Below are 22,789 nucleotides of genomic sequence, written 5' to 3' on the forward strand. Positions count from 1 at the left end.
CTCCGCCGCTGAAAGGCGGCGGCCCCATTGAAGCATCCACAAGCGGATCCTGGAGCGCGACGCGCAGGGCTCTCCGCCGCTGAAAGGCGGCGGCCCCATTGAAGCGGCATCTGCGCGGCACTTTTCGGCGAGCACATCGGCCTCCTCTCCGCCGCTGAAAGGCGGCGGCCCCATTGAAGCACGTGACTCCTGCGGACGAGATGAGCAGGGCCTTGATCTCTCCGCCGCTGAAAGGCGGCGGCCCCATTGAAGCATTCCGGTGGACACCCGGGTTCCCCCGGGGGCCAAGCTCTCCGCCGCTGAAAGGCGGCGGCCCCATTGAAGCTCGAACTCACTCGCCATCGGCTCCTTGATCCTGTTCTCTCCGCCGCTGAAAGGCGGCGGCCCCATTGAAGCAGACGGGCCTTGTAGCCGATGACCTTGGACGCCTGACTCTCCGCCGCTGAAAGGCGGCGGCCCCATTGAAGCGGAGAACTCGCTGGCCGAGATGCTCGGGACGTCTCACTCTCCGCCGCTGAAAGGCGGCGGCCCCATTGAAGCACCTGGACGCAGAATGCGCCCTTCGGTCCGATCATGCTCTCCGCCGCTGAAAGGCGGCGGCCCCATTGAAGCGTGGTTCGAGCGATTTACACGCTGCAATCAGGAGAGACCTCTCCGCCGCTGAAAGGCGGCGGCCCCATTGAAGCCCGAACGCATCGACGATCTCGCGCGCGCCCTTGTGACTCTCCGCCGCTGAAAGGCGGCGGCCCCATTGAAGCTGGCCGCTGCCACGCTCCACCGAGCGCTCGGCCACGGCTCTCCGCCGCTGAAAGGCGGCGGCCCCATTGAAGCGCGCGACCGGCGTCATCACAGGCGAGGTCCGCCCGGTCTCTCCGCCGCTGAAAGGCGGCGGCCCCATTGAAGCCTCCCCTCCGAGGCAATGAGGCTTTGCCCCTTGGGGTGGCTCTCCGCCGCTGAAAGGCGGCGGCCCCATTGAAGCCCGAACGTGCCCATGCTGGGCTTGTGCGGGTTCACGAGCTCTCCGCCGCTGAAAGGCGGCGGCCCCATTGAAGCTGCGTGGCGCTCCACGGGTACTACTACCCCGACGATCTCTCCGCCGCTGAAAGGCGGCGGCCCCATTGAAGCGAGGCCCAGGAGGTGACGCAGAGCGAGATCGACGGCGTCTCTCCGCCGCTGAAAGGCGGCGGCCCCATTGAAGCGCGCTCCTGGCACGGGTGACCGGCTACCGGTTCGAGCTCTCTCCGCCGCTGAAAGGCGGCGGCCCCATTGAAGCCTAGACGAGCCCTACGGCGTCGGGAGAGCTGAGACCTCTCCGCCGCTGAAAGGCGGCGGCCCCATTGAAGCGCGGTGGACATCCCCCGATTGCCGCGCACGATGGCGAGCTCTCCGCCGCTGAAAGGCGGCGGCCCCATTGAAGCTCCGGCTGCTCCACGATCGTTGTCTCCGCGCCGTCGCTCTCCGCCGCTGAAAGGCGGCGGCCCCATTGAAGCCTCCGGAGCACAAGCATTGTATCGGACCCAATTGCACTCTCCGCCGCTGAAAGGCGGCGGCCCCATTGAAGCTGGTTGCCATAATCCGAGCCTCCTCCCCTCACGCCGCGACTCTCCGCCGCTGAAAGGCGGCGGCCCCATTGAAGCTGCTTATGCCAGCGCTCGACCAGCGCGTTCCACTGCTCTCTCCGCCGCTGAAAGGCGGCGGCCCCATTGAAGCTACTCCGACCATGAGAGCTCCCGGAGGCTCTAACGTGGTTCTCTCCGCCGCTGAAAGGCGGCGGCCCCATTGAAGCTGGAGAAGCAGCCGGTGCAGCACCTCCTGGAGCGTCCCTCTCCGCCGCTGAAAGGCGGCGGCCCCATTGAAGCTGCGGTGGTCATGGCGCTGTCCTCACGGCGTGTAGACTCTCCGCCGCTGAAAGGCGGCGGCCCCATTGAAGCCGGGGGTGGCTGTGAGCTCCGTCCTTTCGCAGCCACGCCCTCTCCGCCGCTGAAAGGCGGCGGCCCCATTGAAGCGCCTCCGCCTGCCGCCGGACGGCCGCCCGCTTCTCCTCTCCGCCGCTGAAAGGCGGCGGCCCCATTGAAGCGCGATTCCTCACGCTCTCCTCCATTCCTCGTTCGAGCTCTCCGCCGCTGAAAGGCGGCGGCCCCATTGAAGCTGTGCCACCGCTCGGCGGTCCCGTCGCCTGTCCAACTCTCCGCCGCTGAAAGGCGGCGGCCCCATTGAAGCCGGGACACGCAGCAGTTCACGTTCGCGATCTGGTACGTCCTCTCCGCCGCTGAAAGGCGGCGGCCCCATTGAAGCGTCGGCGGTCGCGATGAGCACGAGGTGCAGAGATCCGCCTCTCCGCCGCTGAAAGGCGGCGGCCCCATTGAAGCGGTCCTGTCCAGTGACGCGAATGACGCATCCGCGGACTCTCCGCCGCTGAAAGGCGGCGGCCCCATTGAAGCCTCGGCCCCAGGGCGGGCCACGACCGACTCCATCATCTCTCCGCCGCTGAAAGGCGGCGGCCCCATTGAAGCGTCTGGCTGCCGCCGTGGAGGTCGAGCAGCTGCCGGACTCTCCGCCGCTGAAAGGCGGCGGCCCCATTGAAGCGATTGTTCCTCTCCGACGCCGAGCGCCGCGGAATGAAGCGGCTCTCCGCCGCTGAAAGGCGGCGGCCCCATTGAAGCAAGTAGAAGGAGTGCCACGTCAGCTTAGGGGCCGGACTCTCCGCCGCAGAAATGCGGCGGCCCCATTGAAGCCGCATCCTTCAGCATGGCGCTCGCTTTTCGGAGCTCCGCCTCTCCGCCGCAGAAATGCGGCGGCCCCATTGAAGTACCACCGACCTCTCCCCGCCTCCGCCCGCGCGCGCTGCACCTCCGCCGCTGAAAGGCGGCCCCATTGAAGCGAGCGCCCCGAGCTCTCGGAGACGGGCGAGCAGCTTGATCTCCACCGCAGAAATGCGGCGGCCCCATCGACGCTGTGGTTGGCCACGTTCCGGACGATGGCCGATCGTAATCTCCGCCGCAGAAATGCGGCGGTCCCATTGAATTGAGGGAGGTTTGTGATGCTAGGATTGCTCGCCGTGCGATACGGCGCGGTGGTTCTTTGCTCTCTGCTGATTGCCGTGCTCGCCGCTGGATGCATGAAGACTATTCCGGACGAGTGTTATAGCCCTGGTGAGACGATCTGGTTGTATGAATATGCGGTCGTCACGGAGGCGTGCGATTGCTTCGTCGAGCGGCGGCAGACTGAATGGGCCTGCGCAACCAGCTACAGCATGGCCGCCGACAGGACGGATACGTTGGTCATGGTCACCCCGGGCGTGCGGAGCTATCGCCTGGTGAACTGCATGGATACCCACACTGGATATCCGCAAGCAATGGAGCCGGACATGGTCATTCGTCCGGTCTGCGAAGCTGATCCCGACGATGATGACTGCGCGGTCTGCGCCAAGGCTTCGTGCTGCGAGGAGCTCAGCGCGTGCGCCGACGATCCAGGGTGCGCTGGCTGGATCGACTGCCTGTCCGCAGACGGCGATACGCCTCTCTGTTCCTCGGTCGAGCTCAGCGGACCCGTCGACGGCGTAACTCAGCCCATCGCCGCGTGCCTGGAGCAATCATGCGCTGCACAGTGCCCAGGCCTCGGCTCCCTCGGCGGCGCACGGACGTCCCGAGCTCCTGCGTCTGAACGGGGGATCCCGTGACGAGGCGCATGGACTCCACCGAACACGCCGCCTTGATCCTGCGCGGTGGCGAGCTTGCGCGCGCTCACGACGCACACGCGTTGCTCTCGGCGCTCACGATGCGGCTCGACCTCGACGGATTTCACACCCTGGGGCGTCTGATCTCGCGAAGCGCTGACGCAGAGACCCGCGGACCATCGGCACGAGCGGTGTTCTTCGCGATCGCCTTGATAGGGCGGCTGCGCATCGAGGGGCGCGGCCAGCTCGCCGACACGGTTGTCGCCGCGCTGAGCGGTCGTTCCCCCGACGTCGACCCGGTGCTCTGGCTGAACGAGGCGCACGCGCTCATCGCCATGGACCGCGATGTGGCCGCGCGGGGCGGTGCGCAGGGCCTCGCCCGCCCGGCGGATGACGTCGATGCAAACGCATGGACCTACTTGAGGAGCCTCTTGGTGCGGCGCCTCGAGGCCGATGGGCGCGAGGAGCTCGCGCGCGCCGTGAGCGAGACGAGCAGGGCGGTCGAACGCCAAGAGCGCGTCGAGCAAGCGCCGCAAGCCCAGCATCGCGTGGCCGCCGTCGCGCGCGAGCCCCACCCTGCGCACGCCGCCCAGAGGGCGCCCGTCGACGGTGTGGTCCGCGCCGACACCGCGGATGTGCTGGCCCACGCGGCCGTCACGAGGCTTCGCACCGAGGGACGCGACATCCTGGCGGGGTCGATCATGATGTTCTGGGCGCGCGAGGTCGCCGGGCCGATGGTCGATCCAGGTCAGATTGCGGCCGAGCTGCTCGCACGGCTCAGGGATCGAGGGCACGGTGAGCTCGCGGATACGATCGCGCAGCTGCTGCGCGGTGCCGCGATCGACCGCGACCCCTGCGAGATCATGGCGCTCTGGCTGCACGAGCTCGCCAGGCCGATGGTCGATGCGGCGCCGCTCGCCGTCGCGCTCGTCGCGGCCCTCCGCAACGAGCGGCACGAAGCGCTCGCGGACGGGATCGACGCGCTGCTTCGGCCACACACCTAGACGGCGGCGGGGGCTCGCCCAGGTCGTCGCGCTGCACGGCGATGAAGAAGACCACCGTCGAGAACAGCGTCTTGCAGTCGTCGCGGGTCCCGTAGCCGGCGACCCAGATCACCACGCCGCGGCGATCGAGGGCGCGCGCCGACGCTCCACCAGCGTTGACGCAGCTCAGCCGGCCGCCGAACATCCGCTCCTGTGCAGGCGCCCTCGCCCTCGGCCCTCTTCCAGCTCCGCATCGACGCGCCCGGGACACCCGATCTGGAGGTCGTGCGCTTTCGAGGCATCGAGAGGCTCTCACGCTGCTTCTCCTTCGATGTCACCGCGCGGCTCGACGCCGGGGCGATCGATGACGCGACCCTCGCCGCGACGCTGATGGAGCGGCCCGCGTCCCTGCGCGTGCCCACCTCGGCGACCGAGGCGCGCGCGGTGACCGGCGTCGTCACCCGGGTGAGCGTCGAGGGCACAGGCGGCGACGGGCGCGCCGTCGTCCGCGTGCGCATCGAGCCGCGGCTCGCCCTCCTCGGCGAGGGGCGGCAGAGCCGCATCTTCCAGGAGCAACCCCTCTCGGGCGTCCTCGGCGCCGTGCTCACCGAGGCGGGGCTGCCCCACCGCTTCTCCCTCGCTGCGCCCCGGCCCCCGCGCGTCTACTGCGTCCAGCACCAGGAGAGCGATCTCGCCTTCATCACCAGGCTCTGCGCGGAGGACGGCGTCTTCTTCTGGTTCGAGCCGCCCGAGGGCGGCGACCCGGCGGCGCCCGAGGTGATCGTCTTCGCCGATTCCCCCGGGGCCTATGCGCAGATCGCCGGCGATCCCACGCTCGCCTACCGCCAGGCGACCGGCGCCGCCGCGCTCGCTCCCGAGGAGCGGCACGTGACGCGGTTCGTGCGGAGGCAGGCGAAGGCGCCGCGCGGCGCGCGGGTGAAGGGCTTCGACTTCGCGCGGCCGGCGCTCGAGCTCGGCGCGACCCGGGGGGAGGCGATCCGGGCGCGCACGACGTACGAGCACCACGACCACGACGAGCGGATCGACGCCGGCGCCGAGCGGGCGCAGATCGTGCTGGAGCAGGCCCGGGCGCGCGCGGATCTCGGCGAGGGCGCGTCGTGGTGCCGGCGGCTCGCGCCGGGGCACAGGTTCTCGCTGGAGGGCCACGACGTCGCCGCGCTCAACGGGCGCTACGTGCTGACCCGGGTCGAGCACGAGGGGCACAACGCGCACCTCTCGGGCAGCGACGGGCCGAGCTACGAGGCGCGCTTCCGCTGCGCGCCCGAGGCCGTGCCGGTGAGGCCGCCCGCGCCCCGCGCGTCGGTGCGGCAGGCGCTCGAGACAGCGACCGTCGTCGGCCCGCCCGGCGAGGAGATCCACACCGACGCGCTCGGCCGCGTGAAGGTGCAGTTCCACTGGGACCTCGACGGCGCGCGCGACGACAGGAGCTCGTGCTGGCTCCGCGTCGCGACGCCGTGGGCGGGCGCGGGCTGGGGCTTCCAGTTCGTGCCTCGCGTGGGGATGGAGGTCCTCGTCGGCTTCCTCGGCGGCGATCTCGACCGCCCCGTCGTCGTGGGCGCGCTCCACAACGGCCTCCACACGCCGACGCACCGGCTGCCGCGCTCGCGCTCGCGGAGCGGCATCCGCACGCAGTCGACGCCGGGCGGCGGCGGATACAACGAGATCGCCTTCGAGGATCGGGCCGGCGGCGAGCAGGTGGTGATCCGCGCCCAGCGCGATCTCGACGCCTCGATCGAGAACGACGCCACGGAGACCGTCGGCCGCGACAAGACCCTCAACGTCGCGGGGAAGCAGGTCATCCGCGTCGAGGGCGACCGCGACGATCACGTCAGGGGGGCGCTCGTCGAGGTCGTCGAGGGCGGCGCGTCGAGGAGCTGCGGCGGCGACGCGCGCGGCCGCACCACCGGCAGCGTCGCGGAGGAGATCTTCCAGAACCGGAGCGTCGAGGTGCACGGCACGGACACGGCCACGCTCCACGGCGGCTCGACGACCGTGGTGGGCGGCCCGCACGTGCTCCGCGTCGACGCCGAGCACACGCTGCTCGTGGGCGAGGGCCGCGACGACGGCCAGGCCGAGGTCTCGGTGTCACACAAGTACCTGCTCTCCTCGGGCAGCGTGATCCGCGTCCGCGCCGAGGACTCGATCGTGCTCGAGTCGGGCCAGAGCTCGATCGAGGTCACGCCGAAGGGCGTCGTCATCCGGGCGAGATCGATCGAGATCGTGGGCTCGGAGCGCGCGTCGCTGTCCGGCCCGGGCCCGGCGGTGCGGCTCGCGAGCGACGCGGAGATCGTGTCGAAGGTCGTCAAGATCTACGGCGAGGAGGCCTCGATCGAGCTCGGCAAGAAGGCGAGCGTGAAGGGCGAGCAGGTGCTCCTCAACTGCGACGAGGGCGCGCCCGAGCCGCCGGAGGACGGCGAGGCGCCGCCCGGGACGAAGAGGTTCTGCATCCGGCTGACCGACGAGAGGTTCGAGCCCTACGCCGGCAAGCGGTTCAAGATGGTGTGCGAGGGCCTGAAGCTCGACGGCGAGACGGGCGGCGACGGATCCATCGAGGCGGACGTGCCGGAGGCGGCGAGGACGGCGGAGATCACGCTGTGGCTCGGCGCGTTCCCCACGGGGCAGGTGCGGCGCTACTCGATCCAGATCGAGGACCTGCCGGCGCCGACGTCGATCGCCGGAGCGCAGATCCGGCTCAAGAACCTCGGTTATTACCGGGGCGCGGGCAAGGGGGAGATCGACGACGAGACGCGCGCCTCGCTGCGGAGGTTCCAGAGCGACCACGCGCTGGAGCCGACGGGGGAGCTCGACGGGGCGACCGCCGGGTCGATCGTCGAGCGGCACGGGAGCTGACGCGACGCCAGGGACGCGACGCCAAGGGAGAGAAGAGACGATGCCTGCTCCGAGCGCACCGATGGGAGTCAAGGTCCCCGCAGGCGGCCCTGGCCACGCCTCGCCGCCAGCCGCGTTCGAGGCCGAGCCGCCGCGGCTCACGACGTGCCTCAACATGACGCCCGTCGACTACCCCGACGGCACCACGGGCGCGCCGGAGTTCCCGGCGCACGAGCTGGATCTCACCGACGCGGCGAGCATCGAGCAGATCCTCGCCCACATCGACGCGCGCATCCACGCCCCTCTCGGCGACGCGTGGGCCGGCCCGCCGGGCACGGACGGCGAGGACGAGTGGGTCGACGACCCCGCCGAGGAGGCCTGGGCCAAGGCGCTCAGCGAGGCGATGTTCGGCCAGCGGTACGGGGGGCCGGGGCAGTGCTACTTCGGCGATTCGAAGTGGGACTCGTTCATCTTCTCGCGGATGCAGAAGACGTCGATCGACAACATGAGCCAGAAGGTGTGGGGCGTGCGCAAGAAGGCGACCGCGCCGGCGACCTGGCTCGAGATCCAGATCTTCAAGAAGCAGCTCGAGAAGGACGGTCGCAGGATCGAGTCGGCGATGGAGGACAACGACGATCCGGCCATCTCGATCTGCTGCGCGTGTGAGCACAATGCCACGTACGGAACGATCATGCGGGGCTTCACGCTCGAGCAGCACATGAATGGCGCCGGCTGGGCGGCGGGCCAGAACCCCGGACGCCCCATCTTCGACGCCGGGCAGTTCGCGGGCGGCAAGTGGTATCCGACCAGGGAGGCGACGCTCGACGTCGCGGCGGGTCTGCTGAAGACGCCGCCGATCGGCCCCGGGACGATCTACTGCTATAACCCCTTCGGGGACAACAAGAGGGTGACCGGCTTCGTTCCCATCGGATGGATCGAGACCGATGCGCATGGCGCGCCCGCAATCAAGGCCCAGTTCAGAGAAAAGACGCTGAACGACATCACCGAGCGCAAGTCGCAGTACGCGACGCCGAAGCGGCAAGTCGATGATCCGACGGAGCAGCTCACGAAGGTAGAGGAGCTGAACTTTACTCCCTCGGCACCGACGTCGGAGTCAGACGCCGCGAACATGCTCGTCGGCGTGCCCCTCCCCGCGACCGGACAGCGCAAGGGATCTCACATCTTCTTCGTGCTCCGCGTGAGCAAGGACAAGAAGCGGATCCAGAAGTTCGACACCAGCAACGGCCACCCGCTCGACAGACACGCAGGGGACACCGTGATGGACCCGCTCGGCAAGGCGGGGATCTACGACGGCATCTCCCTCACCGCGGCCCCGCCAGGCAACGTTTTCTGCGGGATGGGCGTGCTGCCGACGGCCCCCGTGGCGCTCGACACCATGGCCGACCACATCCGCCGCGCGCGGCCCATCAGCCTCATGCGCCTCGTGATCGCGGAGCGCCGCCCTGGGCCCGAGCTCAGCGATCGGCATGTGCTGTTCGTCAGCAAGCTCATGCGGACGTACGATGACGATGGGCAGAATTTCTGGGTGAGCAAGTGCGCATGGTCCCTGCGCAACACCCCCGGGTTCACCAGCCTCCAGCCCTGGTGGATCATCTACATCCCTCGGATGGAGCTCGCGAGGATGATGTGGACCAAGGGCGCACGGAGCCGGAAGCTCTCGGATATGGCGCGCGACGTGTCCGTCATCCGCCGCATGAAGTTCGACAAGGAGCAAGCGAAGAAGACGAAGAAGGATGCCCCGCCCGCGCCAGGGCTCCGCTACGGTGAGGATTACGTGGCGCAGATCGTCCTGACGAACGATGACCGAGGAGGCGCGCTCTACTGGAGCCGGGCTCGGTCGGAGCTCAGCTTCGGGGTGACGAACGAGCAGATCCAGGGCAACCCGCTGCCGAACGCGATCAAGGACAGCGTGGCGCCCGTGGCGCGGCAGGGGCGCGATCCGAAGCTCGAGGTGCCCTGGAACGGCGAGCGCTTCGACGACCGTTACAGCGATATCGACATCACGATTCCATCGCTGTTCCGTGACGGCGAGGACACGAGGAGCGCGAGCGCGCATGACGCCGAGCCCATCGCGACCGACGATGACCACGCCGAAGAGCTCAGGATGAGCATGATCGACGACGAACCGAGGACACCGGGTGAGGTGGAGCTCGCATGAGATCGGTGGTAGCGTCTCTGCTTACCGGATTGATGTTCGTGTTCGGCTGCTCTGGAGCGCCGCCGCCCCGACCGCTCCAGTCCGCGCCGCCCGCGCCGCCCGCGGCGGCACGTCCCACGGCGGCGGCAGCGACGGCGAGCGCTCCGCCAGCAGGCCCGAAGGACTGCGCGAAGAGCGCCACGATCGAGGAGTGCACGTGGGCGTGCAATCACGGCGCGCTCGCGAGCTGCGTCCGCGCCGGGGAGATCCGGATGCAGGCCGATCCCAAAGAGGCGGCGACCGTGCTCGAGAAGGCGTGCAACGGCGGTGAGCAAAGCGGCTGTGAGCGCCTCGCCCAGCTCTACCTTGGCGGCGCGCTGGAGAGGGATTATCCGCGTGCAGCGGCGCTCTATACCAAAGCCTGCGACGCTGGATATCAACCTGCCTGCGGTCGCCTGGCCGACCTCCGTCTCCGGAGCGAGCCGGGCATCGAGGCGCAGACCGACGAGGAGTTCGCCGCCGCGATCAAGCTCCTGGAGCGCGCCTGCAACGCCGAGGATGCGAAGTCCTGTGGTACGCTGGGGGCGATCCATTTCACGGCGATCCATGTGCCGGAAGATCAGGCCAGGGGATGCGCGCTCCTCGCAAGAGGATGCGCCATGGGCAACGAATGGAGCTGCGGCCATGCAGCCGAGATGTGGGCCCGCGCGGACCTCCCCGCCCTCGGCGACATCAAGGAGCATGAGAGATGGGCGCGGGTCAACGAGCTCGCCAAACGTCAGGTGGCGCTACGCAAGGCCGCCTGCGAGGACACGGGCCGGTTCTGCAACCTGGTCGCCAAAGAGGATATCACCAGCGCGAGGAGCCTGCTCGGCGAGCTCTGCCGAACCCGCAACAACATCGCCGCATGTAACGATCTCGGGCTGATGTACGGCGAAGGAGAGCAAGGCGACAGAGACTACGTGGCCGCAGCAGCGCTGTTCGAGATCGCGTGCCGAGGCGGCGCTGAGCCCTCCTGCTTCGAGCTCGCCAGGTTTCACAAATTCGGCTACGGCGTGGCGAAGGATCCGCGCAAGACGTTCGTGCTCACCGAGCGGAGCTGCGCGCTCGGCTATACGCCTGCCTGCGACATCCTCGGCACGCTTTATCTCAACGGGGAGGGGACGGGGCGCGATATCCACAAATCGCTCGATTTCCGGCGAAAGGCCTGCGGCTGGCACGACAGCAATGCATGCCGTACCCTCGGTGTCTGGCTCATCTCCCACGACGGCGAGGTGGTACGGGAGGGAGAAGGGATGCGCGAAGGCGCCGAGCGTCTCCGCGAGGCATGCAATGGCGATAGCCGTCCGAGCTGCCTCGATTACGCCCTGCTCCACGACAAGGGCTGGGGCGTGCCCAGGGACCCGAAGAAGGCGCGCGAGACCGCGCAGCTCGCGTGCGATCGAGGCGATCGCGAGGCGTGCGGGTGGCTGAAGAACCCCGCGCTCCACACGCCGAAATGGGTGAAGGAGCGCGAGCAGCGGCTGGCGAAGCGCAAGGCGCGCGGCGCTGCGACCAAGGAGCCGAGATGAGCGCGGCAGAGCGAGGGTGGCAGGCTGGGCGCGAGCACCAGCGCGAACCGCAGATCGAGGGGCTCACGATCGAGCGCTACGCGGAGGTGATGGCCTATCGCCGCCACTTCCCCGCGGCGCGCGCGACCGAGGTGCTGCTCCGGCTCGGCGTCCAGCCGGCGCGCTGGGACGCGGCGACGCGCGGCTGGGGCACGGCGATGAGCAGCGCGCTCGCCCGCGACGAGCCGGAGATCCTGACGCGCTTCGCGAAGGCGCTCGCGACCCAGGAGCGGCGACTTCGCGAGTTCCCGCCGCGCATCGAGTCGCTCGGCGAGCCCGTGGCCCAGCAGGGGGACATCGACGGCGCGCGCGCGTTCGAGGGCGAGCGTGCGGCGGAGCGGCCGTCGTACCTGCGCGACGAGGCCGCGAGCGCGCCCCGGGAGGCCGCGAGCGCGCCGTGGCCCGCTCCGCCCGCGGAGCCGGCGCCCGGCGCGCTGCGGAACCTCCACGGGACCGCCGAAATGAGCCGGTTCGTCCCCCGGCCCGCGCTGCCCTTCCAGGAGCTCGAGCCGGCGCGCGAGCCCAGCAAGAAGCGCTGATCCCGAGATGGGTTCGGGCCGATCTCTCGGCACGCGGGTGATGCGCTCGACGCATCGGGTCGTGGGCGAGCAACTTCAGAAGGACGTGCGCTCCTCCGGTCCCCTCGATTGCACGGATGAATTTTGTCGCGCCCCGGCGCACCCGACGTCCTGCAGCCCGACGCGACAACGGGCGCAGGAGCTTGCGGGATGCGAACGCTTCAATCGTATCGAGGCTCGCGGGACAGCGAGCCTGGCAGCAGGAGCAGCCTCGGCTTCCGGGGCGCGGCGGCGGGCGCCGGGGGCTTGCGCCTGCCCGTGTGGCCAGCGGCGATCGCCCTCTTCACCGCTGCCCTGGCCGGCTGCGCGCAGGGCGACGACATGGGAAGGGGGCCGGCTGGCCTCTGGCTCGATCCGCCCCTCCTCGAACCGGCCGGCGAGGATCCGTCCGCCGACGCCGCGACCTCCACGATGGCCGAGCCCCGGGTCGACCACGACGCCGTCGTGCTCCACAGCGGCAAGGTCCTCGTCTTCGGTGGCGCGACGCGGATCCTCGTAGAGCCCGAGCCTCTCAGGTTGTTCGACGACACGCTGCTGACCAGCACGGCGCTGTACGATCCGGCGACAGGGACATGGGCTCCGGCCGCGCCGAGGGCGATCACCGGTTCCGTGGCGACCTCCCGCGTCATGGTCCTCCAGGACAGTCGTGTGCTCGTCGCGTCGGGGGTCTCGTTCGAGCTCTACGATCCCGCGCTCGATGTGTGGACCTCCACGGCCCGGATGCCCACCGCTCGCGCCGCTTCGACATGCGGCACAGCCATGCTGGCCGACGGCCGTGTGCTCGTCGCCGGCGGGAGGGTCCTGGAGGGACCCTCTCCGAGCCGCGGCGTCGCCGAGATCTACGACCCTGCCACCGACACATGGTCGGCGACCACGCCCATGCTGACCGCGATGAACGCGGTTCGCGGCGCGATCTCGCTGAAGGACGGCAGGGTCCTCGTCAGCGATGGTGTCTCCCGCTCCGAGCTGTTCGATCCGGCCTCGGCGACATGGACCCTGGGGCCGCCTCTCCGCTTCAAGGACATCGTGCCGCTGTCGGACGGCAAGGTGCTCATGATCCTGCGCCACGATGGCCCCGACGTCTTGTCCAGCGTCTATGACCCGGTCACGGACACCCAGACCGCGATGCCGCCGTTCGCCTTGCCGGCCGCGAGCGGGATCGTGTCGCCGGCGCTCACGGCGCTGCGGGACGGCCGCGCATTGTTCACGGGCGGCTACACGCGCGAGACCAGCTCCGAGGCGTGTACCGGTACTTCTGATCCGTGGGACTGCCCTGTTTACTACAAGTTCTCTGGCGCCGTGTGGATGTTCGATCCGGTCGCCCAGCGCTGGAGCCCGGCCGCGCCGATGAGGCTCCCCCGGGCTGGCCACACGGCCACGCAGCTCCTCGACGGCGCGGTGTTGATCGCCGGCGGCGACGTCGTCGACATCGTCAACATCCCCGGGCTCGTCTCGACGACCAACGCGGAGCTCTACGCGCTTTCCACGTCTCCGCTCGGCGCGCCGTGCGACGATGGCGCCTCCTGCGACAGCGGCTTCTGCGCGGATGGGGTCTGCTGCGATGCCGCCTGCGACGCCGGCCCTTGCGATGCTTGCGTGGTGGTCGCCGGCGCCTCCGAGGACGGCCGCTGTGCGCCGCTCACGGGCACCGCCTGTGACGATGGGGATGCGTGCACCGATGGCGACACCTGCCAGGCGGGCGCGTGCGCAGCAGGCGCCGTCGACATTTGCGGCAGCGGAGGCGAAGGAGGCAGCGCTGGCGCCGGCGGCAGCGGCGGTGAAGGAGGCAGCGCTGGCGCCGGTGGCAGCAGCGTTGGTGAAGGAGGCAGCGCGGGCGCCGGTGGCAGCAGCGTTGGTGAAGGAGGCAGCGCGGGCGCCGGTGGCAGCAGCGTTGGTGAAGGAGGCAGCGCGGGCGCCGGTGGCCGTGGCGCCGGTGGAAGCGCCGGCGAAGCTGGCAGCAGCAGCGACGGCGCTGGCAGCACCTCGCAGTCGTCCGGCGGCGATCCAGAGCCAGGCTCAGGCGGCGGCGGAGACCACGCTGGAGGCGGCGGCGCCGGCGCCGGCGCTCCGGACGGCGGCGGCGACACGTCGATGGGCTGCCGAGTCGCGAGCCCTGGCCAGGCTCCCCCGCGGTGGCTCGGAGCGCTCTCACTCCTTGGCGTGCTGGGGCTGCGCCGGCGGCGATCCGGAGGCAGGTGATGGGATGACGCAGGAGATGCGGTGGGCCCGAAGGGCACCTCGACATCGAGGCCGCTGGACGGGCCGCGATGCTCTCCTGCGGCTCGGCCTCCCCGTGGAGCTGCAATCGGGTTGAAACCACAAGAAAGAGCAGGAATTTCACAGGGAGGCGGGGAGGCGGGGAGCGAGAGACGGCAAGAGGGAGAAATTCATTTTCTTCTTCCTCCCCGCCTCCCCGCCTCCCTGTGAAAATTCTCCGGGTTTCAACGTGATCGGTTAGGTACCGCCACCGGGCCGACGAAGGAGATCGGACAGGAGACTCGCAACACCCTGTGTCCCCTCGGCCAGAAGTACAACCATCGCTGCTCGGCCCAGGTCGGCTCAAACAGGTCAGCGCGGCTGCAGGTCACCTCGCCCAGAGGACCGAGAGATCGAGCTCGATGGCCTCGAAGGGCTCGGCGCGGACGCGGGCGGCGTCGCGGTGGACGACGGCGGGCCCCCAGCCGCCATCCGCGCCGAGCACGTAGACCTCCAGCGTCCGGGCGATCGGGTCGACCAGCCACGCGTGCCGCACGCCCTCGCGTGCGTAGATCGGCATCTTGTCGTCGCGGTCGACGCGCTCCGTCGAAGGGGAAAGCACCTCGCAGATCCAGTCCGGGGCGAGCGCGAAGTACGCCGTGTCGGGCATCTCGGGCATGCGTTCGCGGCGCCAGCCGGCGAGATCAGGCACGAGCGCGTCGAGCTCGCCCGGCGCGCCCGGGTCGGGGAAGCGCAGCTCGAGCGCGTCGATGATGTGCCAGCCGCCGGGCCCTCCGTCGCCCAGATCGAACGGTCCGCCCAGCTTGATGCCTAGCCTGGACGACGCCCGTGCATGTCGCGGTGCCGGCCGGGGGAACACGTGCAGGGTGCCGCTGACGAGCTCTGCCACCTGGTGCGACGGAACGGCTTCGAGGTCGGCGTACGTGGCGCGGCGCTGTTTCTCGGCCGCTTGGCCCATGGGGCCAAGTCTGCCCGGGGGCGCACAGCGGGGCAAGGCGGTGAGGCGCAGGGTCGGGTCGGCGCGCCGGCCGGCTCGCTCATTGCGCCACGAGGTCTCCTGCCGAGCGCGGCGCGACCTCGTAGGTCGCCTCGTATTGCGCGGCGAGGCCGGTCACCGTGATGTCCTGATCGACGTTGAGCGACGCGGTGTCGATGACAGGTTGGCCGTCCACGATATGCACGAAGACCTGGATCTCGCCTGAGCCGTCGTCGATGTACACCTTGAAGCCGTAGGGCTGGTCGTCCTCGACGTCCTTGGTCACCCGGCCGCCCACGCGCACCAGCAGGCCCTCGACGGGCTCTCCGACCTCTCCGGTCGTCACGTCCTTCGGTCCGACGGATCCGGCCTCGCCCAGCGCCGTGACCGAGGCTGCCTTGGCGTTAAGCACCGTCTGCTGGGCCGTCTGCCCGAGCGTCCCCGTGACACGCACCCGCGTATCGAGGCCGAGATCGAGCGCGTCGGGCAGGCTCACGTAGATGCCTCCGGTGTCGTCCTGCAGGGCGAAGCCCTGCTCGCCGGTCGCCGAGTTGAACGTGCCGGGCGCGACGGTCACGACACCGTCGACCGTCGCCGTGGAGCCTTCGGCCAGAGCGCGGGCTTCGGCGATGGCGACGGCGACCTCCTCGTCCGGAGCAGGCGACTCTTCGCCAGAGCCGCAGGCCGTCGTCGCGAGGACGCACGTGGTGATGGCGATCGAGACGAGGCTGCGAGTCGAGACGGCCTTGCGCATCCCCCGTCCCTAGCCGTGCCGTCCCCCAGCGACAAGACATCGCCCCCGGAGCGGTGGATGCCGCCCATGGTCGGCACCAGCCCCCGTCGATTTCGTGACGATCCCGAGAATTCCCCGCAATTCTAAGCATGAGCCCTCTCTCTCCCCTCCCGCCCCCTCCCGCCGACCTCGCCCAGGACAGCACCTGGACGTCCATGCACGCGACCGCCGTTCACGTGCTCCCGGGGATGCTCCGGTACCTCGGCGTCGACGAGGACGACATCGACGACCTCTCCCAGGAGGTCCTCCTCGGCGCCTACACGAGCCTCCCCCGGTACAACCCGGCCTATCCTGCCTCGGCGCCCGGCTCTGCCGCACCGCCGCCGGCCGCCTCGCCGCTTCTCCACGACTTCGTGTCCGCCGTGCCAGGCGCCGCCGCGGACACCGCCCAGGAGCAGCAGGAGCAGGACGACCCGGCGTCGCTCCCTCGGCCGGCGCCGCGCGATCCCTCTCGGCCATCGCGCCCGCACGGCCTCGGCCCGCGCTGGCGTGTCGAGTCCAGCTGGCTCTTCGGGATCGCCTGGCGAAAGGTCCGGCGTCATCTGGAGCGCAATTACCGGCGCCTCGAGGTGCCGGTGGGCCTCGCGGGTGAGGCGTACTTCGAGCGCCGATGTCGCGCAGAGCAGCGAGCAGCGCATCGCCACGAACCAGCGGATCGCGATCGCGACCCGCCTGCTGGCGACGATCGCATGTGCAAGGACCGCATGGACGTAATGTGATCCAGAAGATCTGTTGACACCGCCTCTCTGTTGAGAGAACGGTGCGCGCATTCGGAAAGGGGCGGAAACCATGGTGTGCAGCTTGAAGCTGAAGGCGAGCGCGATCGTGCTGTGCGCCGGGCTCCTGATGGGGCTCGCGTCGGCATGCGACTTGTCCTACACCTGTGACACAGTGGAGCCGGGGAGCGCGGGTGCTGGATACCCGACAGAATCGGTAGGGGCGGGAGATCACTTCAGAGCAGGCGGCGAAGGCGGAGCAGAAGAAGTTGGCAGCGAATCGTTTGAGCTGATGGCAGGGTGTTCACCCATCAACAAATGTACCGAGATGTATGAGGCCTGCGTCGCAAAGGGATATCCATGTAATAGATATGTTAATGCAGGTTACACTCTTTGATCCATCTGTCAGGACAATTGCTGGCAGGAGAGTGATTATAAATTCAGAGAGTGCTATAGCTGCGGGTTTCGCTGAATATGGCATCCCTCACCGACATCCATGGGGCGACGCACGTCGCCTTCGATGCGCCCACGGCAGAACAACTGCTGCGTATCGGTGCGAGCCGTGTCGTGCTCGCATCCGACCGCCTTCTTACCGGACCGAGCCGTCCGAATCCTCTGGAGCATGTCCGGGCACGTCAAACATGGTGGAACTCGAGCGAAATATGGGACAGCCTCTATTCGCAGGAGAACCGCTGGGACTTGCCTGTCATTCCATGGGTATCATCGAGCCTCCACGAGCGGCTGAACCTCTGGCGGACCTGCAGCTGGTTGCGCGATGTAGGGCTTGCCTGTCACGACATCCTCATCGTCGATCTTGATCCCGTCGTCCGCTCGAGCGCAAGGAGTCGTGAAGGGTCCAAGCGTCCCTTTGATTGCAGCCAATCGGTATCCGATCACCCTGACGAGGCCCTTCTCGCGCGAATCGAGAAGGCGAGCCCCTGGCCGCCCGAACGCTACGAGCGCGCCGTTCGCCTCTGGGACAGCTACGTCGACGAGAACCCCTTGTCGTTCGCAGAGAGCTGCAGGGCCGGCGTCGAAGGCTTTCCGGAGCTTGCTCCCCTGTGGGCGCTCCTCTCCCGCTTCTTTCCAAGAAGGACCGCGGAGGGAGACCTGCGCTTGAGTCGATTCGATGAGATCACTCTCTCTCGGCTGTCGACGGAGTGGCAGACTCCGGCGGGCGTGGCCGCGCAGAAGTCGGAGACGCTGGTAGACATGTGGCATCTCCTTTTCTGTACAGGCGATCTGTTCCTGTCACGCAGGCTGGAGCACTGGGCAGACCACGAGTCGAGCGCGGCCGTGGATCGCGCGCCTGGTCCAAAGCCGCCCAATGCTGGCTACCCCATGCTCTCGGAGGTGTATCGCCTCACCGAACGTGGGATGCGGCTGCGGGACAAGGGACTCGACAAGCTCACGGACGCGCCAAGCCTGCCCATCGCCGGGACCGAGGCGTACTCGGCTTCCGCCCCCTGGGTGCTGCTCGACGACGGACGGCTCGCTCGGCTGTAAGATCAAACGTAATCCGTTCGGCGGCATCGCTGTGGCCGTCTCACGCCACGCCATCCTATGCGTGTATCGCCCCCACCCCTCAGCCCCTCGCCCCCGCCCGCCTCCGCGGCAGCCGCGCCGTGAACGTCGTCCCCCGCTCCGCCTGGCTCGCCACCTCGATCACCCCGCCGTGCGCCCGCGCGATCTGGTGCGCGATGAACAGCCCGAGCCCGAGCCCGCGCCCCGCGCTCGCTCGCCCCTCCGCGGGCGACGCCTGCTGCCAGGGCTCGAACAGCGTCGCCAGCCGCTCCGGCGCGATCTCCGGGCCCTCGTTGTGCACCTCGATCAGCACGTCGCCCCCGCGCGGCCGGATCGCCACCCGCACGGCGCTCCCGGGATCGGCGTGGTCGACGGCGTTCTGCACGAGGTTCGTCACCATCTGGGCGATCCGCTCGGGATCCCACAGCCCCGCGCCGCTCCCCCGCAGATCGAGCCGGATCGGCACCCCCGCGCGCGTCGCCCGGAGCTCGTCGATCGCCCCCTTGCAGAGGACATGGAGGTTCCCCGGCCTCCGCGCGACAGGGATGCTGTCGCCGAAGCAGCTCCGGGTCAGGTCGAGCAGGTCGTCGATCGTCCGCGCCATGCGGCGCGCGCTCGCCGCGATGCCCTCGACGCTCGTCGCCTGGCGCGGCGTCAGGTTGCCGTGGCGCACCAGCGTGCTCGACGCCAGCGTGACCGCCGTGAGCGGCGTGCGCAGGTAATGGCTGAGCGCGGCCAGGAATCGATCGCGAAACGCGAGATCGTCCAGCCGCGCAGCCTCCGCCCGCTTGCGATCGGAGATGTCGATCGCCGTGCCGATCATCCGGACGCTGCGCCCTGTCGCGTCGAAGAAGGTGCGCCCCTGCACGCAGACCCAGCGCTCGATCCCGTCGCGGATCCCCACGAGGCGGTACTCGATGCTGTACTCGCCGCCGCTCTCCGGGGCCTGCGAGCGCAGCACGGCCTCCTGCACGCGCGCGCGATCGTCCGGGTGGATCGCCGAGAGGAAGAGCTCGTAATCGACGTCTGACTCGACGTCCGACGCCGGCTCCAGCCCGCACACCTCCCGGCAGCGGTCGTCCCAGCGCAGCTTGCCGGTCACCGTGTCGTAATCCCAGACGCCGACGCCGCCGGCCTGCGTCGCGAGCCGCAGGCGCGCGCCGCTGTCCTCGAGCGCGGCGCGCGTCGCCCGCTCGATCTCGAGGGCGCTCGTCCACATGCTCGCGTCCACCACCGCGTGGAGGACCTGGGCCTCCCCCACGCCGAGCGCGATGTCCTGGGCGACGCACTCCTCGATCAGCGCAGCCCGGAGGTGCGATAGCTCCCGCAGCGCCGCCTCGATGCAGCGGCCCCGCGTGACGCAGCGGCGCGCGTGGTCCTCGACCCGCTCGTACGCGCCGCGGAGCGCCGCGTCCTCGCCGGCGAGCCGGCTCGCCGCGAGCGCCTCGATGAGGTGCTCGAGCAGCGCCGGCGCCGCGTCGACGAGCACCGGGCGCTCGCCCCGCCGCGGCGCCGGCGCCCTGGGATCGTCGAGCACCCGGCGCGTCCAGCGATCGAGCACGTCGCGCTTGCAGCTGCGGAGCCGGGAGGCAGCGGAGATCTTTGCTAGCGGGCCGGCGTCATCCATCGCTACAAAGCGAGCGCCCGCCGGCGCGGATGTCACGTGAGGACACCCCCTGATTGGCGCGTAAGTGACCGTCACCGGGCGGCGCTAGAAAGCGCCCAGCACCCCGACGCCGCCGCCCTCCGGGCCGATGAGCGGCACGATGCGCGCCTGCACCCGCGCTGGCGAGCCCTGCCGTGCCGCCGCGGCGCTCGCGCCCTCCGCCCTCGATGGGCCCGAGGTCAGCACGAGGACCGCCCCCGCGGCGAGCGCGGCGACGCCCACGCCGACGCCGATCGTGGACACGAGCGCCTTGGTCTCCGCCGCGTTGATCTCCTTGCGACCTTCCGGCGTACACAGCTTCTCCGGACAGAGCGTTTCGTCCTTTTCCGCGTCGCTCGCTTGCCCCGAGGCGAGGATGCCGAACACAGCGCCGACGCCGAGCACCGCCGCGCCGGCGCCCCCGATCACGAAGCCCGCGGTCTGCAGGCCGCCCCCGCCGCTGCGGCCGCCGGCGGTGCCGCCGGCCGGCGGCGCCTGCGGCGCGGCGGGCTTGCTCGCGGGCGCCACCGGCAGGAGCTTCGGGATGGCGATCGCCTTCAGATCGGCGCTCTCGCCGACCTGGACGGTCGTCGACCAGACCGTGTAGCCGCTCGCCGTCGCCTCGACCTCGTGCGCCCCGGGATCGATCGGGATCGGCGTGCCGAGCGCGGCCGCGGGGATGTCGCCGCCGTCGACGCGGACCAGCAGGCCGGGCGTGTTCTCCGCGTTGAGCTGGATCTTCGAGAGCCTCGGCTCCAGGGCGTCGATGTGCTCCTGCGCGAACGCCTCCCGCGCGGCGTTGCCCTCCTTCTTCGAGGCGAAGAGCGCCTCCTTGAACTGCCCCCACGCGGTCGCCGTCCTGCCGAGCCCCTCGTTGCACAGGGCCAGGTTGAGCAGCGTCCCGGTGCCGGGCCGCAGGCGCTGGCTCTCGGCCAGCTTGGGGCACGCCTGCGCGTACGACTTCGCCTCCATCAGGCGGCGCCCCTCCTCGAACAGCGTCTGGGCGAGCGTCGGATCGCTGCCCGCGCCCTGCGCGGCGGCGCCCGAGGGCGCGAACAGGGCGGCCGAGCCGAGCACGACCGCGGCGAGGGCGAGGCGGGCGCGACGGAGCGCGCGGGGGGCATGGACTGTCGAGGGGATCATGGCTGTGGGCTCAGTGCGGATCGTTCAGGTCGATGCCCTTCGGAGGGCGCTGCGTCGTCGTGCCTTGCGACGGGCGGGCGGCCGGCGTGGTGCGCCCCGCAGGCGCGCCGCCCCGGGCGGCGGTGGGCGCCGTCCTCGGCGACGCCGCGGGGGAGCTCGCGGCCGCCGCGGCGTTCGGCGCGGGGGCGCTCGCGGCCGCGGAGGCGCTCGCCGCCGCTGCGTCAGCCGTCGTCGCTGCGTCGGCTGCCGCCCCTGTCGGGCGGATCGTCGGCCCGTCCGGCGTCGTCGTCCCGGCGGCAGGCGCGGGCTGCTCGGGGGTCGGCGCAGGCGCCGGCGCTGCGGTCTCCGTCGCGCTCACGGCGACCGTCGGCGCCGCCGCCGTGCCCTCCGTCCCGTCGCCGCCCCGGCGGAGCATGTAGACGCTGCCGACGATGAGCCCCAGGAGGAGGGTCGCGGAGATCAGCGCGATCGCGAGGATCGCGGAAGGGGAGACCGACAGCCCAGGGATCCGGCGCCCGTCCGACGAGATCCCGAGGTGGGTCGACGAGGCGAAGGTCGCGGCGGCGCGGGAGCTCATCGGCGCGCTGTACGGACCGGGGACGATGTGCTGCTGCGGCGCGGGCGCCGGGAAGCCGTTCGGCGGGACCGGGCTCGGCCTGCCGTCCTCGGCAGGGCGAGGCCCGAAGGCGCCGTTGCCCGGCGACGGGGACTGCGAAAACGGCGAGGATGGATGCGGGTAAGGCGTCGAGGCGTGGGCGACGGGCGGCGCCGGCGAGAACGGCGTCCCGTGGGGGAGCGGCGTCGGCGGGCGCGGCGGCGCGGTGTCGCGCTGCCAGGCGGGGTGCGAGGTGGGCCCCGGCCACGACGGCTCGCGAGCGGCCGGCCCAGGGAGCCTCGAGTCCACGCCGGGGAACGACGGCTGCGACGCGCGCTGGCCGCCGGGGATCGCGGCGTGCAGCGACAGGCCGCCCATGCGCGCGATCCGGGCCAGGGTCGTGTACGTGCGCGCGGGCGCGAACGGCGCGAGCGACACGATGAGCTCGGCGACCGACGCGTGCCGGTGCTCGCGCTCGCGGGCGTACGCCTTCTCCAGCACGGCCGCGAGCGCGGCGGGCACGTCGGGGCGGATCTCCCGCAGCGGCGTCGGCGTGCCCGTCAGCACCTCCGCGCAGAGCTGCGGCAGCGTCTCCGCGAAGTACGGCTGCCTGCCGGCGAGCAGCTCGTAGAGCGAGACGCCGAGCGCATAGATGTCCGTCCGGTGATCCACCGAGCGCGTCTGCCGCATCTGCTCCGGCGACATGTACAGGGCCGAGCCCAGCGCCGCGTCCGTGCCCGTCAGGACGTCGACCGCGCCGGTCGCCATCTTGGAGATGCCGAAGTCGAGCACCTTGACGAGCGGCGAGCCGTCGACGCGCGCCGTCAGGAACAGGTTCGCCGGCTTGAGATCGCGGTGGACGATGCCGAGCCCGTGGGCCTCGACGATCGCCTCGCTGCCCTGCGCGATGTAGTCGATCGCGTCCTCGATGCCGAGCACGCCTTGATCGCGGAGCAGGCGCGCCAGGTCGCTCCCGATCAGGAACTCCATGACCATGTAGGGAGCGCCGTTCTCGAGCGTGCCGACGTCCGAAACCCGGGCGACGTGCTCGCTCTTGATCTTCATGCCGGCCTTCGCCTCGCGCAGGAAGCGGGCCGAGCCCTCCGGGTGCTGGGTGAACTCGGGGAGCAGGAACTTCAGGGCGACCCGCTCGTCGAGCACGACGTGGCGGGCCTCGACGACCACACCCATGCCGCCCTGGCCGATGACCCGCTCCACGCGGTACTTGCCGGCGAGCACCGTCCCCGGCTCGACCGGGGGCAGCGAGGGCTGTTTCGTCTCCGGACCCGACACAGCGGGCGATGATCACCGCTTCGCCCTCGGAC

The 22,789-nt window shown here is 70.3% G+C and carries 14 protein-coding genes and 1 CRISPR repeat array (1 of these 15 cut by a window edge); of the genes, 9 read left to right on the forward strand and 5 right to left on the reverse strand.

Translation table 11 applies throughout. The features are described from left to right. A CRISPR array of direct repeats spans window positions 1–2,811; the repeat unit is 36 nt; unit sequence CTCTCCGCCGCTGAAAGGCGGCGGCCCCATTGAAGC; it begins 77 nt to the left of the window's first position. A gap of 247 nt (window positions 2,812–3,058) precedes the next feature. From WMF44_RS01600 to WMF44_RS01630, 7 genes are all read left to right on the forward strand, one after another. Next, a complete protein-coding gene (locus tag WMF44_RS01600) occupies window positions 3,059–3,679 on the forward strand; it encodes a hypothetical protein (RefSeq protein WP_437297358.1) in 621 nt (206 codons plus the stop codon). A 188-nt stretch (window positions 3,680–3,867) separates the two neighbouring features. Next, window positions 3,868–4,680 (forward strand): hypothetical protein, encoded by an 813-nt coding sequence (locus tag WMF44_RS01605; protein WP_437297359.1) that lies wholly within the window; start codon window positions 3,868–3,870, stop codon window positions 4,678–4,680. A 192-nt stretch (window positions 4,681–4,872) separates the two neighbouring features. Next, window positions 4,873–7,530: a type VI secretion system tip protein TssI/VgrG gene (gene tssI, locus WMF44_RS01610; protein ID WP_437297360.1), complete on the forward strand. Its 2,658-nt coding sequence runs from the start codon at window positions 4,873–4,875 to the stop codon at window positions 7,528–7,530. Window positions 7,531–7,591: 61 nt separating this feature from the next. Further along, window positions 7,592–9,688: a hypothetical protein gene (locus WMF44_RS01615; protein WP_437297361.1), complete on the forward strand. Its 2,097-nt coding sequence runs from the start codon at window positions 7,592–7,594 to the stop codon at window positions 9,686–9,688. Further along, the gene (locus WMF44_RS01620; protein ID WP_437297362.1) at window positions 9,685–11,238 is read left to right on the forward strand and encodes a hypothetical protein; all 1,554 of its coding nucleotides are present in this window, start codon (window positions 9,685–9,687) and stop codon (window positions 11,236–11,238) included. The genes WMF44_RS01615 and WMF44_RS01620 overlap by 4 nt, the downstream gene beginning before the upstream one ends. Beyond that, the gene (locus WMF44_RS01625) at window positions 11,235–11,816 is read left to right on the forward strand and encodes a hypothetical protein (protein WP_437297363.1); all 582 of its coding nucleotides are present in this window, start codon (window positions 11,235–11,237) and stop codon (window positions 11,814–11,816) included. Before WMF44_RS01620 ends, WMF44_RS01625 begins: the two co-directional genes overlap by 4 nt. 189 nt (window positions 11,817–12,005) lie before the next feature. After that, window positions 12,006–14,054: a Kelch repeat-containing protein gene (locus WMF44_RS01630; RefSeq protein WP_437297364.1), complete on the forward strand. Its 2,049-nt coding sequence runs from the start codon at window positions 12,006–12,008 to the stop codon at window positions 14,052–14,054. A 385-nt stretch (window positions 14,055–14,439) separates the two neighbouring features. Here WMF44_RS01630 and WMF44_RS01635 read toward each other — a convergent pair whose 3' ends face one another. Both WMF44_RS01635 and WMF44_RS01640 read right to left on the reverse strand, forming a co-directional pair. Continuing rightward, window positions 14,440–15,030 carry a Uma2 family endonuclease gene (locus WMF44_RS01635; protein WP_437297365.1) on the reverse strand — a complete coding sequence of 197 codons (591 nt, stop codon included), beginning with the start codon at window positions 15,028–15,030 and terminating at the stop codon, window positions 14,440–14,442. 79 nt (window positions 15,031–15,109) lie between these two features. Then, complete coding sequence (locus WMF44_RS01640; RefSeq protein ID WP_437297366.1) at window positions 15,110–15,802, reverse strand: DNA-binding protein; 693 nt, start codon at window positions 15,800–15,802, stop codon at window positions 15,110–15,112. Between the two features lie 128 nt (window positions 15,803–15,930). Here WMF44_RS01640 and WMF44_RS01645 point away from each other — a divergent pair, with 128 nt between their 5' ends. Next, a complete protein-coding gene (locus WMF44_RS01645; RefSeq protein ID WP_437297367.1) occupies window positions 15,931–16,560 on the forward strand; it encodes a hypothetical protein in 630 nt (209 codons plus the stop codon). 471 nt (window positions 16,561–17,031) lie between these two features. Further along, complete coding sequence (locus WMF44_RS01650; RefSeq protein ID WP_437297368.1) at window positions 17,032–18,063, forward strand: hypothetical protein; 1,032 nt, start codon at window positions 17,032–17,034, stop codon at window positions 18,061–18,063. Between the two features lie 79 nt (window positions 18,064–18,142). Here the strand turns inward: WMF44_RS01650 and WMF44_RS01655 are convergent, their stop codons facing one another. From WMF44_RS01655 to WMF44_RS01665, 3 genes are all read right to left on the reverse strand, one after another. After that, window positions 18,143–19,708 carry an ATP-binding protein gene (locus tag WMF44_RS01655; RefSeq protein WP_437297369.1) on the reverse strand — a complete coding sequence of 522 codons (1,566 nt, stop codon included), beginning with the start codon at window positions 19,706–19,708 and terminating at the stop codon, window positions 18,143–18,145. Window positions 19,709–19,792: 84 nt separating this feature from the next. Next, window positions 19,793–20,869 (reverse strand): hypothetical protein, encoded by a 1,077-nt coding sequence (locus WMF44_RS01660; RefSeq protein WP_437297370.1) that lies wholly within the window; start codon window positions 20,867–20,869, stop codon window positions 19,793–19,795. A 10-nt stretch (window positions 20,870–20,879) separates the two neighbouring features. Next, a complete protein-coding gene (locus WMF44_RS01665; RefSeq protein WP_437297371.1) occupies window positions 20,880–22,757 on the reverse strand; it encodes a serine/threonine protein kinase in 1,878 nt (625 codons plus the stop codon). Between the last annotated feature and the right edge of the window lie 32 nt (window positions 22,758–22,789).

Source organism: Sorangium sp. So ce426 (genome assembly GCF_051475585.1).
Lineage (GTDB): Bacteria > Myxococcota_A > Polyangia > Polyangiales > Polyangiaceae > Sorangium > Sorangium cellulosum_B.